This window comes from Pseudomonas sp. URIL14HWK12:I5, assembly GCF_900176445.1.
GTDB lineage: Bacteria > Pseudomonadota > Gammaproteobacteria > Pseudomonadales > Pseudomonadaceae > Aquipseudomonas > Aquipseudomonas monteilii.
Genome location: NZ_FWXQ01000008.1, coordinates 211,238 through 227,322, shown reverse-complemented (window position 1 = coordinate 227,322; position 16,085 = coordinate 211,238). Strand labels below are relative to the sequence as shown.

Here is a 16,085-nt window from a genome sequence, read left to right as displayed (position 1 = left end):
CGCAACAGGAGCCGGACCATGACCACCCAGCCGCATTTTCACACGCTGGATAACCAGCTTGATGCACTGCTACCCCCCATTCATGGCGTCGAGCACAGCCTTGATCTGACGCTTGCCCAACTGTTCCCGGGCCTCTCCATCAGTGCGCGCACGCTGTTTTTCGGTACGCATCACCTATTGCAACTGGTGGGATTCCATCTGTTCGACGGTGGCACTTTTCGTCTGCCTGCGGGTAGCCGCATCAGGCATGTCGACTACCCGGCACTTAGCCTACCTCCCGATTTCAGCAGCCGTATCGGCAGCTTCTGCCAAACCATTCGTCAGCAACTGCACGCGCGCCAGGCAGCGTACTGGCTGGAGCGCAACAGCAAAGGGCTGACGCGTGCTGTCAGCCTGGCAGTGTTGTTCCGCGACCAGCTGGATGCGGAAATTCGCTTGCGCACTACAGATCAGACCCTGTCTGCAGCGCATGCCCAACTGCTCAGGACATGCCTGGAACTGCCACAACCTTGGCAGCGGCGGCACTTGCCCGTCACCGCACGCCCTCAGGTCTACCGCCTGTTGCTAACCAGCACTAACCCCAACTGGCGCAGCCATGTGCCGGGTTTTCTGGTGATTACCGAGCAGGGGGCTGAAGGACGTACGCTTGAGCACCCTGAACCGGTTGGCCGAGCACTATTGTGCAGTATCGCTCACGGCATCGAAGCCTTCGACAACCTGAACGATCTCCACAAGGAGGTATGCGAGCGCCTGGAAGATCCGCAGCAGAGCGAGCACCTGCTCAAGCTCATGATTACCCCTGCTGACCAGCAAAGCGCGCGTTGCGCGGCGCGTTTACGTTATGACTGGTATACCGAGGACGTGGCCGGCTACCTGGCCTCTACCTTGCGTGACGCCCAATCAAGGCACTTGAGCCATGCCTGGCAACTTGCATGGAAGCAAGGCAAGCAGCGTGATATCGAGCAGCTGGACAACGCGCTTGCCCCAGCACTCGACATACGCAGAGCCGTCGGTAGCCGTGGCCCACTGGCCAACCGCTACGGCCTGCTGCTGGAGAAGCACATGCCCAATTGGCTGCGCACCGCATCGCAGCAAGGTGTCGCTCACATCATGCAGGCCATGCAAGAACAGGTGATGGCCATCGAAGCGGCCAGTGCGCCTGGCATTCTGACTTTGGAACAGTTCAGCCAGCAGCATTCGCTGCTGCAGTGGGTAAACGTGCGCCTGCGCGAGTACCTGCAACGTGACCCGGGCCTGGACTGCGATCCGCGTGATATCACCATCAGCGTCACCCTTGCCCGCCAGGTAGGGCCGATCGTGAACCCTCTCCCGCTGGGCAGCACAGTGGGCTACATTCCGGTGGTCAGCCGACAACAGGTGGGCGGTACCGTCGAACTGGTGAATCACACCTACCGCCTCGACGAACTGGCGCTGCTGAACATCAGCTGGTTCGATGTGGACTACTGGCTGACTGCCCGGGTCTATCTTCACGGTGATCAACCCTTGCCCGCGCTCACGCCATTGCGGGTAAAACAGATCGTACGGCGCCTGAATGCCGGCAGCGGTTACAAGGCTTACCTGCACACGCAATTGCTCGACTCGCCAGAGGGCCGATGGCGCCAGGCGGCATACACACAGGTCTACCGCGCCCGCCTGAATGCCGAAGCGGTAAAAGCGCGCTATGTAGGCCATTTTCTCGCCGACACTTTCGCGCAGGGGTATGGCTGGGCCAGTACGCTCATCCGCAACCCCGACAGCCATGCACGCCCACATTACAACGAGCAACAGGTGATCGTTCAGCAACTGCTCGTACACGGCGATACATTGATGGGGGTTTTGCTGCTCGTCTCGCCAGAGAACTCGAATCGAATCGTCGTTCATTGCCCTGACGTCCCGGACAGGCGCTATTGGCGTGAGTACCGCGACATCAAAGCGTTGATCCGGGCTATTCGCGGTGACCTGAGGTTGCAGGACTACCTGGTCCAGCGCCTGCCGCAGGCCAGCAGCAAAAAGCTCAAGGCGCGGTTGCTCAAGGGGCGGGTAGGTGGTGCATCCATTACACGGCAAACCATCACTGGCGATCTGTATCAGGCACTCTACCGGGCCGAGGTCAGAAATCTGATCGCGCACACCGACTCCGTCACCCGCAGCAATCAGGAGCTGCTAGGGGAGTTCTCGGTCAATGTGCTGCGGCTGGTGCTGGACATTGTCACCTTCGTACTGCCGCAACGGACTTTGGTCGCCTTGGCATTTGGCCGTATGGCGATTTCCATATGGGATGGCTTTGAAGCGTTCGACCACGACGACCATGCGGGCGCCTTGCACCATGCCGTGGCTGCTCTCGGCCATGCCACCGCCGGGCTGAACGATATGGCAGGTTCCAGCTTGATGCGCCGTGCTTTGCGGGGGCTGCCCAAACCGCCGCCGATACCGCTACCTAAACACTACGAAACCGCGCCGGACCTTGCCAGGTTGCGCTACCGGATCGACTCGGTACATGGTGAGGCCGTCTATGAACAACTGTCGGCCAGCCCCGGGCTGACCCAGTACTTCGTGCGGGATAACCTGGGCCGCTACTTCAATGTCAGTTTTGACGGCACCCGTTGGCGAGCCACCGATCCCGACCAGCCTTATGCGTACCTGAAACTGCCGATCAAGCGCAGTCAGGATGGCAACTGGGTAGTGGACTCTCCCGTACGCTGGCATGACGGTTTGCCAGACATCACGCAACTGCTTGAACAGTGCCGGCTAGCAACACCGCTCAAGGGCACCGTAGCGATTGAAGACGAACACCTGTTCAACCACGACAGCACACAGTACCTGCAACTGCATAACCATCAGTTGCCAGTACGCCGCCACCTGCTGCCTGGCCACTATCACCTGGTGTTGCCCGCTGGCTTGTCTGGTGTCGTGCCTGCCTGGGCGGTGCTGCGCCACCAGGAGGGTGAATGGCGCATCCGGGTTCGCCAGACCGGCCGCGGCAGCGACTGGCTGGCGTTACCCTCGGGCTATTCGGCCAGCTTGGGCAGCAGCCGGTCCAGCCGCTGATGCAAAGCGCTGCCACTCGGCCAGTTGCGTAACAGCCGCGCCCGGTCCCGGGCGTAGGCCGGGGCGAAGCTGAGCTGGGTGGCGTGCTGGCACATGGCATCCAGGTCGATCAATGACCACTGGCCGTTGTCCCAGAACAGGTTATGGCCCTTGAAGTCGCCATGGCTGATGCGTTCGCGAATCAGCTGCTGCATCACGTGCACCAGGGCATCCACCTGTTCCTCGGGGGCCTCGCCGCTCTCCACATAGGGCGCGAAGCAGGCCGTCAGGTCCGGGCCATCGACATACTCGGTGACCAGGTAGGCGCGGCTGCGCAGGCCCATCACCCGCTGTTCCAGCACCGCCAGCGGCTTGGGTGTGGCGATGTCGAGAAATTCCAGGCGGTGGCCTTCGATCCACGAATGCCAGGCACGGCTCGGGCGCCAGAAGCGCTTGAACCAGTGCGCCGTGTTCTTGATGTTGTAGCGCTTGAGCACCAGCTGGCGGCCATTGACCTCGATCCGCGCCACGCTGGCAGCACCTCCGGTCTTGTACAGGTGGCCCTGGTCGATCAACGCATCAGCCTGCGCCAGCACAGGTTGCATGGCATCGACCTCGCTGCGGCGAATCGCCTGCAAGCCCGACAGGGTGCGCTCGACGCTGAACAGGCTGCACTCGCGGCCGGCCTTTTCCAGGTAATCCTTCTGGCGCCAGTTGCGCACCTTGTCCACCTGCTTCTGCAAGGCCTCCATCGGCAGTGCATGTTCGGCATTGGCCAGCAGGTAATGCACCAGCAGTTCTTCGATGAACGGCTCCAGGCGCTTGGGTAGCTGGGCGAAGAACACGCCGAGGTTTTCCAGCACGCGTGGGCGCGACAGCTGCTGGCCAGGCGTTTCGGCCTTGATGCCAGCGCCATCGATCAGGTACAGCTTACCGCCGTGGCGCAGCAAGTTGTCCAGGTGCAGGTCTTCCTGCCACAGGCCCTTAGCGTGCATCTGCGCGACAGCCGTTAGCGCTTCGCCCAGCACCAGGTGTTGCTCGTCAGATAGCACCGGCAGGTTTTCCACCGCAGCCCAGGCATCGGCGAGGCTTTCGGCGCCGTCGAGGAATTCGAACAGCAGCCAGCCACCCTCGCCTTCCTTGAGGCCGTCAGCCAGCAGCTTCGGCGTGGTCAGCCCCTGTTCGGCCAGCAGCTTCACGCCTTGTAGCTCACGCTGGAAATGCCGGGCGGCGCTACCGCCTACCAGCAACTTGGCCAGCACCGGGGTACCGCGCCAGACGCCAGCGCCCACATATCGCTGGCCCGGCAGCACGCGCAACAGGCTGAGCAGTTGCAGGTCGGCGCTGCCGGCTGCGTCGGCCAGGGTGATACTCAGGGGTAACGACGGGCTTCGCCCGGCGTCCTTCAGTTCAGACAAACGCATCAGCGGGCCTCTTTTTCACGACGGCGTTGCGTCAGGCGTTGCAGCCAGGTGTCGACCAGTGTGCTGTCAGCCGGCTGCGCCAGGTAGGTCGCCAGCAGCGTGCGCACATCGGCCTCGCTCCAGGCCCGGGCGCGGCGCAGCAGCGGCTCCAGGTCCTTGAGGCGGTCGCGCATGCCGAACAGCAAAGGCCGGGTCTTTTCCAGGTCGATCAGTTGCGCGTCCCAGCCATCGCGGCGTTGGCGCAGGAAGATGTGCTTGGGGTAGAAGCAGCCATGCACCTGGCCGGCGCTGTGCAGGGTGCGCGCCAGCTGGCCACACGCCTGCAGGATGCCGGTGCGTTCGCCATCGCCTAGCTGCGGCCATTGGGCCAGCAGGCTGTCGAGGTCGGCCCATTCGTCCAGGGCACGGGTCATCAGGATGGCCCGGTGTTTGCCGCCTTGCTTGCGCTCACCATAGAACACCGCCTGCAAGGCCGGAATGTGCAGCTTCTGGTAGCGGCTGATGTTGCGAAATTCTCGCGCGAAGGTCGGCTCGCCGAACGGTCGGTGCAGGGTGCGGGTCAGGTAGTCGCTCTGGCGCTTGAGGTAGTAGCCCTTGCCTTCGAGTTCCAGGCGGAACACGCTGCTCCAGCCGCCACGGCCCGTGTTGGGTTCGTCCACGGCATCCAGTTGCAGCGCCCACAGCGCCTCGAAGTCGTCCAGGCCATGGCGTTTGAGCAGCGCGAGGTCCGCGCTGGCCAGGTAATCGGTCATTCCCTTCCCTCGAAAAAGCCCAGCACCTGGCGAATGCGCTTCTTGTCACGCACATTCAGCCGGTCACGGCCACGGTATTGCAGGTAGAAGCGCAGGCGCTGGGTGGCCGACAGGTGGTATTTGGCTACTTTGTCCAGGCAGGCCAGGTCCTTGATCATCCGGTGCCGCCACATGAAGCCGCGCCAGAAGTCGCCGGTAGGGCAGTCGATGAAGAATAGCGTGCCTTGGTCATCGACCAGCAGGTTGCGCCACTTCAGGTCGTTATGGGCAAAGCGGTGCTCGTGCATCACCCGGGTATGGCGCGCCAGCTGGCGGCTGAGGTGATCGACCCAGGCCCGGTCGGCCAAGCGTGCATCGTTGCGTTCAGCCAGCGCCGACAGGTCTTCGGTGCGCGGCAGCTCGCGGGTGATCATCGCCCCACGGCCAAAAGCCAGGCCATTGCGCTCAAGCCCCCACGCCACCACTTCGGCAGTGGGAATACCCCACTTGGCGAACTGCTTGAGGTTCTGCCATTCGGCCTTGATGCGTGGTCGGCCCAAGTAGCGGCGCATGTGCTTGCCGGCCCCAGTGTAGCGTTTGACGTAGTAGTTGACCCCGTCACGCTCGATGCGCACCACCTCGCTGAGCGGGTCGCGGGTCAGGCGCTCGCCCTGGAGGGCAAATACCGCATCGAGGCTGCCGAAGTCCGCCGCCAGGTGTTCATAGCCTGGCGCCAGTGTCCAACCCGCCATCAGAGTGCATCCCCATAGCGTTGCTTGCGGTCATAGAGTTTCTGCGCCTTGCGGTCCAGCCAGGCGAGCAAACGGGCTTCGTCCTTCAGGATTTGCCGCAGTGGGCGCTGGAAGTAACCCCGCAAAAAGCGCAGTTTGTCGCGCTGGGTCAGGCCGATGTCCAGCGCCGAGAAGTACAGCGCGGCCAGGTCCTTGTCACGCCAGCGGCGGCTGATTTTCGCTCGGGTCTGGGCACGGTGCAGGTCGATAACCGACAGTTTGAAGTCATCCGCCGTCACCGGGCGGTCGGTGTGCAGCAGGAAGTGGCAGATGTAGCAGTCGCGGTGGTTGACCCCGGCGCGGTGCATGCCACCGGTCATCTTCGCCACTTCGGCGATCAGCGCGCGCTTCAGGCGTGGCGCGGGCGGCTGCTTGACCCAGTCGATGCTGAAATCTTCCAGGCTGATAGTCGGCGCCAGTTCCTCGGTGATGATGAACGAGTGCTGCGTAGCCGGGTTGCTGCCGCGCTCGCCATAGGCGACGGCGGTCATGGTCGGCACGCCCACCTCGTGCAGGCGCTGGATGGCCTGCCATTCCTGGCCGGCACCGAGCACCGGCAGCTTGGCGGTGAACAGGTTCTTGAAGATCTCGCCCCAGCCGATGCCGCGGTGGATCTTGACGAAAAACCCTTCGCCCTCCACCTCGGTACGCAGCGTGCGGCGCCCTTCCAGTTCGCGATAGACCTCGCCTTGCAGCGCCTCGACGGCGTCGAAGGCATCTCGCCCGGCCCACAGGCGTTTGAAGGGCTCGGCCACTATCAGCTTCATGCGGTTTTCTGCCCCAGGATCACGTCGGCAGCATGCTGCGGCATGCTGTACAGATCAGCGGTTTCAGCGAACGCCAGGCCGTTGCGCGACCAACTGGCGCGGGCCTGCGAGTCTTCGAGCATGCGTTGCAGGTAGCCATTGAGCTGGTCCTGTTCGAACGGCTCGTCCAGCACCAGGCCGCAGTCGGCCTCGGCAATGTAGTGGGCGTAACCGCACACCTTGGACACCAGCACCGGCAGGCCGGCCACCAGCGCTTCGAGCAGCACCGTACCGGTGTTCTCATTGTAGGCCGGGTGAATCAGCAAATCGGCACCCAGCAGGAAGCGCGGGATGTCGCTGCGGCCCTTGAGGAACTGCACCTGGTCGCCCAGGCCCAGGGTGGCGCTTTGCAGCTGGAACACCTTGGGGTCGTCCTGGCCGATCACCATCAGTCTGGTGCGTTTGCGCAGGGCCAAAGGCAGCGCGGCCAGCGCTTTGAGGCTGCGGTCCACACCCTTGGTCTTGAAGCCCGAGCCAATCTGCACCAGCAGCAGGTCGTCATCGCCCAGGTTGAATTCCTTGCGGAACTCGGCGCGAATTTCAGCGGCATTGGCCGGCGCACGGCGGTCTTGGGAAATGCCCGGCGGCAGCAGATGGAAGCGTTCCACCGGGGTGCCGTAGTGCTTGATGAACAGCGGCTGCTGCACTTCGGAAATCATCAGCACATCGGTGTGCGCGTCCTTGGCGAATACCGCACGCTCGTACTCGGCAAAGTGCCGGTAACGGCCCCAGCGGCGGTACAGGCCGCCACGCAGGGTCTGCGCCTTGTCTTCGAAGCAACCGTCGGCGGCGTAGTACACGTCCAACCCCGGCATCTTGTTGAAGCCGATCAGGCGGTCGACCGGGCGCTTGGCCAGGTCGGCGGCCATCCAGGCGCTGAGCTTCTCGTTACGGCGGTGGTTGAAAATCGCCTTCACCGGCGCCACCAGCACTTCAAAGCCCGGCGGAATGTCACCTTCCCAGATCAGCGTGTATACACGGATCTGGTGGCCCCGCTTCTGGCATTCCAGGGCAATGCGCATGAAGTCGCGCTGCAGCCCGCCGAAGGGGAAATATTTGTAAAGCACGAAAGCCAGTTGCATCAACGGACATCCTCAGCCAGCAGCAACGCGCTCAAGCGGCCCGCCACATGCTCGGGATTCAGGCGAGTGAAGCACAGCGGCCACTCGCGTTTCAGATCGAATCGGCGCAGGTCATCGGCGCTCGGTTTGTAGGTGCACTTCTTCTGCAGGCAGGGAGCGCAAGGCCAGTCACTGGCCTGGTGAATCTGGGTCCGTCCGTAGGCACCAGTCAGGCCCGGGTTGGTCGGGCCGAACAGCGAAATGGTGGGTACATCGAGTGCTGCGGCCAGGTGGCCAAGGCCAGTATCGACCGCCACGCAGGCTTTAGCCGCTGCCAGCACGCGGGCAACGCCGGCAAGGTTCAATTTGGGGAGTACCTGGCAGTTGTTCAAGCCCTGGGCGATGCGCTCGGCGCGCGCCTTCTCGGCCGGGTTACCCCAAGGCAGACGTACTTCCAGCTTGCGCCGGCCCATGCGCTCGGCCAGTTCGCGCCAATAAGCTTCAGGCCAATGCTTGGTTGCCCAGGTGGTGCCATGCAGGAACACTACATAGGGCGCAGCCGGCGGCAGCTGCAGGCGGTCCAGGTCCAGGCCGTAGTTGCCGATGCCTTCCGGCAAGTCGTAGGCCAAGGCCATGGCGAACAACTGGCGTACCCGCTCCACCGCATGCTGGCCGGTGGCAACCGACAGACGCCGGTCATAGAAGCGGCTGGCCCAGCCTTCGCGGGCCGAGTAGCGGTCCAGGCCGGCGACGGGGGCCTTCACGTAGCGGGTCAGCCAGGCCGACTTCACCAGGCCCTGGGCGTCGATCACCAGGTCGTATTGGCGTTCGCGCACACGCTGCTTGAACGCCTTCCACTCGCCACTCTTGAGGGTTTGCCAGAGGTTCTTGCGCCAGCGGCGGATGGCCACCGGGATAACCTGGTCGACCGCCGGGTGCCAGCTGGGGATTTCGGCAAAGCCTTCTTCCACCACCCAGTCGAAACGGATGCCCGGGATGGCATGGGCGGCATCGGTAAGCGCCGGCAAGGTGTGGATCACATCACCCAGCGACGAGGTCTTGATGATCAGTACCCGCACTTAGTCGACCTCGGCCACGGTATCGATCAGGTCCGGCCCGCTCAGGCTGTGCAGGGCGGCAATGACTTTGCCCGGCTCCAGCAGACGCAGGCAGTTGTAGTGACCGAAGCGGCAGGTACGGTCGAAACACGGGCTGCACTCGATGCCGGTGCGCACCACTTCCACCTGGTCGGCCAGCGGCGGGGTGAATCCGGGCGACGTCGAGCCGTATACGGCCACCAGTGGGCGGTTCAGCGCGGCGGCCACGTGCATCAGGCCGGAGTCGTTGGACACCACGGCATGGGCGCAAGACATCAGGTCGATGGCCTCGGCCAGCGAGGTTTCGCCGGCCAGGTTGGAAGACTCTTCACGGAAACCCGGGATCAACCGGTCACGGATCTGCTCACCGACCGGGTGGTCTTTCTTCGAGCCGAACAGCCACACCTGCCAGCCCTGACGGATCATCGCGTCGGCCACGGCAGCGTAATGCTCGGACGGCCAGCGCTTGGCCTCACCAAACTCGGCACCAGGGCACAGCGCCAGTACCGGGCGGTCCAGCTCCAGGCCGAACTTGGCCAGTGCGGCGTCGCGGCTTTGCGCTTCGATCTGCAGGCTGGGGCGCGGGTACGGCTGCGGCAGCTCGGCACCAGGCGCGTAGGCCAAAGCCATGAAGCGCTCGATCATCAGCGGGTAGCGGGCCTTGTCCAGCTTGCGCACATCGTTCAGCAGGCCAAAGCGCATTTCGCCCCGCCAGCCGGTGCGTTTGGGGATACCGGCGAAGAACGGAACCAGTGCCGACTTCAGCGAGTTGGGCAGCAGGATGGCCTGGTCGTACTGGCCGGCCAGGGACTTGCCGATGCGCCGGCGCGTGGCCAGCTCCAGCGCGCCGTGACCGAGCGGGAAGCTCAAGGCCTGGCGCACCTCGGGCATGCGCTCCAGGATCGGCCGGCTCCACTCGGGGGCCAACACGTCGATCACGCAGTCGGGGTGCTGCTGTTTCAGGCACTGGAACAGGGTCTGCGCCATCACCATGTCGCCGACCCAGCTGGGGCCAATGATCAGTATTCTCATGCTTAGTCCAGAAACGCTCGGGGAGGCTACAGACTGCGGTACAGCCTGGCCTCCCCTCTTTATATTCAGGCTATGTGGCGGACAGTGTACCACTCAGGCAAGTCCATGGCTGATCACAGCCCCTGTGGGGACGGTGGGCCGTCAGGTCAAACCCAGTTCCCCCCAGATCCGCCGCACTTGACGGCGTTCATCGGCAAACTGCGCCGCGTCGATCACCCCGGCCTGCTTCTGCAGGGCCTGGCGGTGCGAGGCTGAGCGGAACGCCTTGTACACTTCACGCAACAGCACCGCGTCACTGGCCGGCATCAAACTCGCCTGCTCCAGTTCTTCCAGAATGCGGATGTTATCGGTCCATCGGAGTATGGCCGGGTGGTCATGGGACCAGGCCAAAGCCGCGTATTGCACCATAAATTCGATATCGACGATACCGCCGGCATCCTGCTTGATATCGAAGGGCACACCGGCCTCGAACGCGTTAGCCGCAGTACCCGCAGCCGTGGCCTTGGTCCCCAGGTTGTCACGCATCTTGGCGCGCATTTCACTCACTTCGGTGCGCAGTTTTTCCAAGTCGCGGGCCTGGCCCAGCACCTTGGCACGCACGCCTTCGAACGCCGCGCCAACCTGCTTGCAGCCCACCAGCACGCGGGCCCGCACCAAGGCCTGATGCTCCCAGGTCCAGGCTTCGTTCTGCTGGTAGCGCTCGAAGGCGCCCAGCGAACTCACCAGCAGGCCGGAGGCGCCGGACGGACGCAGGCGCATGTCCACGTCATACAGCTGGCCCGAGTTGGTCTGGGTGGTCAGCAGGTGGATGATGCGCTGGCCCAGCCGGGTGAAGAACTGCGCACTGTCGATGGGCTTGGCACCGTCGGTTTCCTCTTGCGGGTCGCCGTCGTGGATGAACACCAGGTCCAGATCAGAGCCGTGCCCCAGCTCCAGGCCGCCGACCTTGCCATAACCAATGATGATGAATCCCGGATCGCAGAGACTGCCGTCGCTGCGCTTGGGCTGGCCATGGCGGGCCACGGTCTGGCGCCAGGCCAGGGCCAGTACCTGGTCGAGGATGGCTTCGGCCAGCCAGGTCAGGTAGTCGCTGACTTTCATCAACGGCAGGTTGCCACTGATTTCCGACGCGGCCACACGCAGGCTGTGGGCCAGCTTGAAGTGGCGCAGTGCCTCCATCTGCTGCTCCAGGTCATCCTCGGGGATGCGCGTCAGGCGTTCGCGCAACTCGCTGGCCAGCTCGGGAGCCAGGGGCGGGCTGAACAGGCGGCCTTCGTTAAGCAGTTCGTCGAGCAGCAACGGGTACAGCGCAATCTGCTCGGCAATCCACGGGCTGGCGGCGCACAAGGTCAGCAGACGGCGCAGGGCACCCGGGTTTTCGGTCAGCAGCACCAGGTAAGCCGAACGCCGCGCCACGGCTTCGACCAGTGGCAGCACACGCTCCAGCACCAAGTCGGGATTATCGTGCTCGACCGCCTGGGCCAGCAGGCGCGGAATAAAGGCATCCAGCCGCTCACGGCCAATGCGCTGCATCGACCGCAACTGCGGGCTTGAGCGCAGCCCCGCCAAACGCCGCAAGGCTTCGACAGGCTCTTTGAAGCCAGCCTCTTCCAGCTGCCGGCCAGCGGCTTCTTCATCCTGCGCCTGTTCCCACAGCGGCGACCATTCGCCACCCACCACCAGTTCGCCTTCACCGTCTTCATCATCCGGGTCGGCGATCACTTGGCGGAAGTGCCAGTCGATACGGCCACGCCAATAGGTCAACTGGTCGTGGAAGCTCTGCCAGTCGGCAAAACCGAGCATGTAGGCCACCCGCGCCTGGTCGGTCTCGCCCTCTGGCAACATTTGCGTCTGGCGGTCGGCGATGGCCTGGATGGCATGCTCGGTATAACGCAAGAACTCATAACCTTCGCGCAGCTCGGCGACCACCGCCGGCGGCAGGTAACCCTGGCCTTCGAGGGTGGCCAGCACCTTGAGCAACGGCCGTTGCTGCAAGCTCAGGTCGCGCCCGCCGTGGATCAGCTGGAAAGCCTGGGCGATGAACTCAACCTCGCGGATACCACCGGCACCCAGCTTGATGTTGTCGGCCATGCCCTTGCGCCGCACTTCCTGCTGAATCAACTGCTTCATGGTGCGCAGCGCTTCGATCGCGGAAAAGTCCAGGTAACGGCGGTACACGAACGGGCGCAGCATCTCCTGCAGTTGTGCGCCGGCAGCCTGGTCACCCGCCACCACCCGCGCCTTGATCATCGCGTAGCGCTCCCAGTCGCGACCCTGGTCCTGGTAGTACTGCTCCAGGGCATTGAAGCTGAGCACCAGTGCGCCGGCCGAACCATAGGGGCGCAGGCGCATGTCGACGCGGAACACGAAACCATCGACGGTAACCGGGTCCAACGCCTTGATCAGCCGTTGGCCCAGGCGGGTGAAGAACTCCTGGTTTTCCAGCGAACGCTTCACCCCTTCGGTTTCGCCGCCTTCGGGGAAGCCGAAGATCAGGTCGATGTCCGACGACAGGTTCAGCTCCACCGCCCCCAGCTTGCCCATGCCCAGCACCACCATGTGCTGCGGCTGGCCGCTGCGGTTGCCGATGGGCGTGCCGAACTGCTGGCAATGGCGCGGGTACAGCCATTGGTAGGCTTCGTCGATGGCGGCATCGGCCAGGTCCGACAGGTCGCGGCAGGTTTCACTCAGTTCCGCCTGACGGGTGATGTCGCGCCAAATGATGCGCAACTGCTGGCGGTTGCGCTCGCGGCGCAGGTTGCGCGCCAGCTCATCGTCGCTTTGCGCCGCCTGGGCGACCGCCGCGATGTGCCCGCGCAGCTCACCCGGCGCATAACGACGCTCCAGTTCGCCACTGGTCAGCAGGCCGAACAGCATGGCCGGCTCGCGCTGGGCCAGGCCCAGGACAAAATCGCTGGCTGCGGCCACCTGGTCGAATTGCTGCCGGTGCAGCGGGCTCCAGGCATTCAGGTCGAGCTCAGGGTGAGCCGCTAGCGCATCGCTGAGGAATTGCTGGTTGCGAGCGACCAGTGGCTGAAGGATGGCGGGCAGATCGGACGGCAAAGGCAGGCGCATGGTCTATCCTTGATCGGCGTGAAATAGAGGGGAAAAAGCGGCCAAGGGGAAGCCGGACCACGGTTGGACTGTCGTACAAAAGTTGGAAATAGCTGAAAAAAACGAAAACTTGGCAACAAACATCAAGAACCACCCGTTCGCGACACAATGCCAACCAACATGAACGTTTTTCCTCACAAGCCAAGGTGCGACCAAACGTCGCACAAATGTAGTTTTACTACTACTCGCGTCGTGTAAAAGCATGAAATGCGAAAGCAAATGTAGTAAAACTACAACGCGCCGGAAGACACCCCCGGTAATCCAAGAATTCACGACGTCTGCCCATAAGGCCAGTCGCAACTTCAGGCAATCGATTCTGGTTGCCTTTCCGCCCTGGAGCAAGCCATGCAAGACCTCGATCCAATCGAAACCCAGGAATGGCTGGATGCCCTGGAGTCGGTCCTCGACAAAGAAGGCGAAGACCGCGCTCATTACCTGATGACCCGTATGGGCGAGCTGGCCACCCGTAGTGGCTCCCAGCTGCCGTATGCGATCACCACGCCATACCGCAACACCATCCCTGTCACCCACGAAGCACGCATGCCTGGCGACCTGTTCATGGAACGCCGCATTCGCTCGATGGTGCGTTGGAACGCCTTGGCCATGGTCATGCGCACCAACCTGAAAGACTCGGACCTGGGCGGACACATCTCCAGCTTCGCCTCCAGTGCCACCCTGTACGACATCGGCTTCAACTACTTCTTCCAGGCCCCGACCGAAGAACACGGCGGCGACCTGATCTTCTTCCAGGGCCACGCCTCCCCAGGCATCTACGCCCGCGCCTTCATGGAAGGCCGCATCACCGAAGACCAGATGAACAACTTCCGTCAGGAAGTGGACGGCAACGGCCTGTCTTCGTACCCGCACCCATGGCTGATGCCTGACTTCTGGCAGTTCCCGACCGTATCGATGGGTCTGGGCCCGATCCAGGCCATCTACCAGGCACGCTTCATGAAGTACCTGGAAGCGCGCGGCTACATCCCGGCCGGCAAGCAGAAAGTCTGGTGCTTCATGGGCGACGGCGAGTGCGACGAGCCGGAATCCCTGGGCGCAATCGCCCTGGCCGGCCGCGAGAAGCTGGACAACCTGATTTTCGTCATCAACTGCAACCTGCAGCGCCTCGACGGCCCGGTTCGCGGCAACGGCAAGATCATCCAGGAACTCGAAGGCGTGTTCCGTGGCGGTGGCTGGAACGTCAACAAGGTTGTCTGGGGCCGTTTCTGGGACCCATTGTTCGCCAAGGACACCAACGGTGCCCTGCAGCGCCGCATGGACGAAGTCATCGACGGCGAGTACCAGAACTACAAAGCCAAAGACGGCGCGTACGTTCGTGAGAACTTCTTCAACACCCCAGAGCTCAAGGCCATGGTCGAAGACCTGTCCGACGACGAGATCTGGAAGCTCAACCGTGGCGGCCACGACCCGTACAAGGTCTACGCGGCGTACCACCAGGCGGTCAACCACAAAGACCAGCCGACCGTCATCCTGGCCAAGACCATCAAGGGTTACGGTACCGGTGCCGGCGAAGCCAAGAACACCGCGCACAACACAAAGAAGGTCGACGTCGACAGCCTGCGTCACTTCCGTGACCGCTTCGACATCCCGGTCAAGGATGCCGACCTGGAGAACCTGCCGTTCTTCAAGCCGGAAGAAGGTTCTGCCGAAGCCAAGTACCTGGCCGAGCGCCGTGCTGCCCTGGGCGGTTTCGTGCCACAGCGCCGCGCCAAGAGCTTCAGCGTACCGACCCCGCCACTGGAAACGCTGAAAGCGATCCTGGACGGCTCGGGCGACCGCGAAATCTCCACCACCATGGCCTTCGTGCGCATTCTGGCGCAGCTGGTCAAGGACAAGGAAATCGGTCAGCGCATCGTCCCGATCATCCCGGACGAAGCCCGTACCTTCGGTATGGAAGGCATGTTCCGCCAGCTGGGCATCTACTCGTCGGTCGGCCAGCTCTACGAGCCAGTCGATAAAGACCAGGTGATGTTCTACCGCGAGGACAAGAAGGGCCAGATCCTCGAAGAAGGCATCAACGAAGCCGGCGCCATGTCGTCGTTCATCGCTGCCGGTACCTCGTACAGCTGCCACAACCAGCCGATGCTGCCGTTCTACATCTTCTACTCCATGTTCGGCTTCCAGCGCATTGGCGACCTGGCCTGGGCCGCTGGCGACAGCCGCACCCGTGGCTTCCTGATCGGCGGTACCGCCGGCCGTACCACCCTGAACGGTGAAGGCCTGCAGCACGAAGACGGTCACAGCCACATGATGGCGGGCACCATCCCGAACTGCCGCACCTACGATCCAACCTACGGCTACGAGCTGGCGGTGATCATCCAGGACGGCATGAAGAAGATGACCGAAGAGCAACAGGACATCTTCTACTACATCACCGTGATGAACGAATCCTACCAGCAGCCAGCCATGCCGGCCGGTGTCGAGGAAGGCATCATCAAGGGCATGTACCTGCTGGAAGAAGACACCCGCGAAGCCGCGCACCACGTACAGCTGATGGGCTCCGGCACCATCCTGCGCGAAGTCCGCGAAGCGGCGAAAATCCTGCGTGAAGAGTTCAACGTCGGTGCCGACGTATGGAGCGTCACCAGCTTCAACGAACTGCGCCGCGACGGCCTGGCCGTAGAACGCGCCAACCGCCTGAAGCCTGGCCAGAAGCCACAGCAGACCTATGTCGAGCAGTGCCTGAACGGCCGCAAAGGCCCGGTCATCGCCTCTACCGACTACATGAAACTGTTCGCCGAGCAGATTCGCCAGTGGGTTCCGAGCAAAGAGTTCAAGGTCCTGGGTACCGACGGTTACGGTCGCAGCGACAGCCGCAAGAAGCTGCGTCACTTCTTCGAAGTCGACCGCCACTTCGTGGTGCTGGCTGCCCTGGAAGCCCTGGCTGACCGTGGCGAGATCGAACCCAAGGTTGTTGCAGACGCTATCGTCAAGTTCGGTATCGACCCGGACAAGCGCAACCCACTGGACTGCTGAGGAGTATTTTT

At 63.0% G+C, this 16,085-nt stretch carries 10 protein-coding genes; 2 read left to right on the top strand and 8 right to left on the bottom strand.

The features are described from left to right. Nucleotides 1-18: 18 nt before the first annotated feature. A complete protein-coding gene (locus B9A31_RS19530; RefSeq protein WP_084297277.1) occupies nt 19-3,048 on the top strand; it encodes a dermonecrotic toxin domain-containing protein in 3,030 nt (1,009 codons plus the stop codon). On the opposite strand, the gene B9A31_RS19525 is transcribed toward B9A31_RS19530, so the two are convergent. From B9A31_RS19525 to glnE, 8 genes are all read right to left on the bottom strand, one after another. Then, nucleotides 3,009-4,451, bottom strand: coding sequence for a lipopolysaccharide kinase InaA family protein (locus B9A31_RS19525; protein ID WP_019096917.1), 1,443 nt, complete (start codon nt 4,449-4,451; stop codon nt 3,009-3,011). The two genes, B9A31_RS19530 and B9A31_RS19525, sit on opposite strands and share 40 nt — an antisense overlap. Further along, nucleotides 4,451-5,203, bottom strand: coding sequence for a lipopolysaccharide kinase InaA family protein (locus tag B9A31_RS19520; RefSeq protein WP_025754051.1), 753 nt, complete (start codon nt 5,201-5,203; stop codon nt 4,451-4,453). Before B9A31_RS19520 ends, B9A31_RS19525 begins: the two co-directional genes overlap by 1 nt. Next, nucleotides 5,200-5,934, bottom strand: a complete 735-nt coding sequence (locus B9A31_RS19515) for a lipopolysaccharide kinase InaA family protein (RefSeq protein ID WP_016714545.1) — start codon at nt 5,932-5,934, stop codon at nt 5,200-5,202. Before B9A31_RS19515 ends, B9A31_RS19520 begins: the two co-directional genes overlap by 4 nt. Then, nucleotides 5,934-6,740, bottom strand: a complete 807-nt coding sequence (gene rfaP, locus B9A31_RS19510; protein ID WP_016714544.1) for a lipopolysaccharide core heptose(I) kinase RfaP — start codon at nt 6,738-6,740, stop codon at nt 5,934-5,936. Before rfaP ends, B9A31_RS19515 begins: the two co-directional genes overlap by 1 nt. Then, nucleotides 6,737-7,861, bottom strand: a complete 1,125-nt coding sequence (locus tag B9A31_RS19505; RefSeq protein WP_025754052.1) for a glycosyltransferase family 4 protein — start codon at nt 7,859-7,861, stop codon at nt 6,737-6,739. Before B9A31_RS19505 ends, rfaP begins: the two co-directional genes overlap by 4 nt. Next, nucleotides 7,861-8,919, bottom strand: coding sequence for a lipopolysaccharide heptosyltransferase I (waaC, locus tag B9A31_RS19500; RefSeq protein WP_016714542.1), 1,059 nt, complete (start codon nt 8,917-8,919; stop codon nt 7,861-7,863). Before waaC ends, B9A31_RS19505 begins: the two co-directional genes overlap by 1 nt. Further along, complete coding sequence (gene waaF, locus B9A31_RS19495; protein WP_016714541.1) at nt 8,920-9,969, bottom strand: lipopolysaccharide heptosyltransferase II; 1,050 nt, start codon at nt 9,967-9,969, stop codon at nt 8,920-8,922. It abuts the gene before it with no gap. Between the two features lie 141 nt (nt 9,970-10,110). After that, complete coding sequence (gene glnE, locus B9A31_RS19490) at nt 10,111-13,044, bottom strand: bifunctional [glutamate--ammonia ligase]-adenylyl-L-tyrosine phosphorylase/[glutamate--ammonia-ligase] adenylyltransferase (protein ID WP_025754053.1); 2,934 nt, start codon at nt 13,042-13,044, stop codon at nt 10,111-10,113. A gap of 384 nt (nt 13,045-13,428) precedes the next feature. Between glnE and aceE the strand changes: the two genes are divergently transcribed. Next, on the top strand, nt 13,429-16,074 hold the full coding sequence (aceE, locus tag B9A31_RS19485) for a pyruvate dehydrogenase (acetyl-transferring), homodimeric type (protein WP_019096920.1): 2,646 nt from the start codon (nt 13,429-13,431) through the stop codon (nt 16,072-16,074). Nucleotides 16,075-16,085 lie beyond the last annotated feature (11 nt).

Coding starts and splice junctions, on each gene's coding strand:
- B9A31_RS19530 (WP_084297277.1), top strand. CDS start 19: ATGACCACCCAGCCGCATTTTCACACGCTGGATAACCAGCTTGATGCA.
- B9A31_RS19525 (WP_019096917.1), bottom strand. CDS start 4,451: ATGCGTTTGTCTGAACTGAAGGACGCCGGGCGAAGCCCGTCGTTACCC.
- B9A31_RS19520 (WP_025754051.1), bottom strand. CDS start 5,203: ATGACCGATTACCTGGCCAGCGCGGACCTCGCGCTGCTCAAACGCCAT.
- B9A31_RS19515 (WP_016714545.1), bottom strand. CDS start 5,934: ATGGCGGGTTGGACACTGGCGCCAGGCTATGAACACCTGGCGGCGGAC.
- rfaP (WP_016714544.1), bottom strand. CDS start 6,740: ATGAAGCTGATAGTGGCCGAGCCCTTCAAACGCCTGTGGGCCGGGCGA.
- B9A31_RS19505 (WP_025754052.1), bottom strand. CDS start 7,861: ATGCAACTGGCTTTCGTGCTTTACAAATATTTCCCCTTCGGCGGGCTG.
- waaF (WP_016714541.1), bottom strand. CDS start 9,969: ATGAGAATACTGATCATTGGCCCCAGCTGGGTCGGCGACATGGTGATG.
- glnE (WP_025754053.1), bottom strand. CDS start 13,044: ATGCGCCTGCCTTTGCCGTCCGATCTGCCCGCCATCCTTCAGCCACTG.
- aceE (WP_019096920.1), top strand. CDS start 13,429: ATGCAAGACCTCGATCCAATCGAAACCCAGGAATGGCTGGATGCCCTG.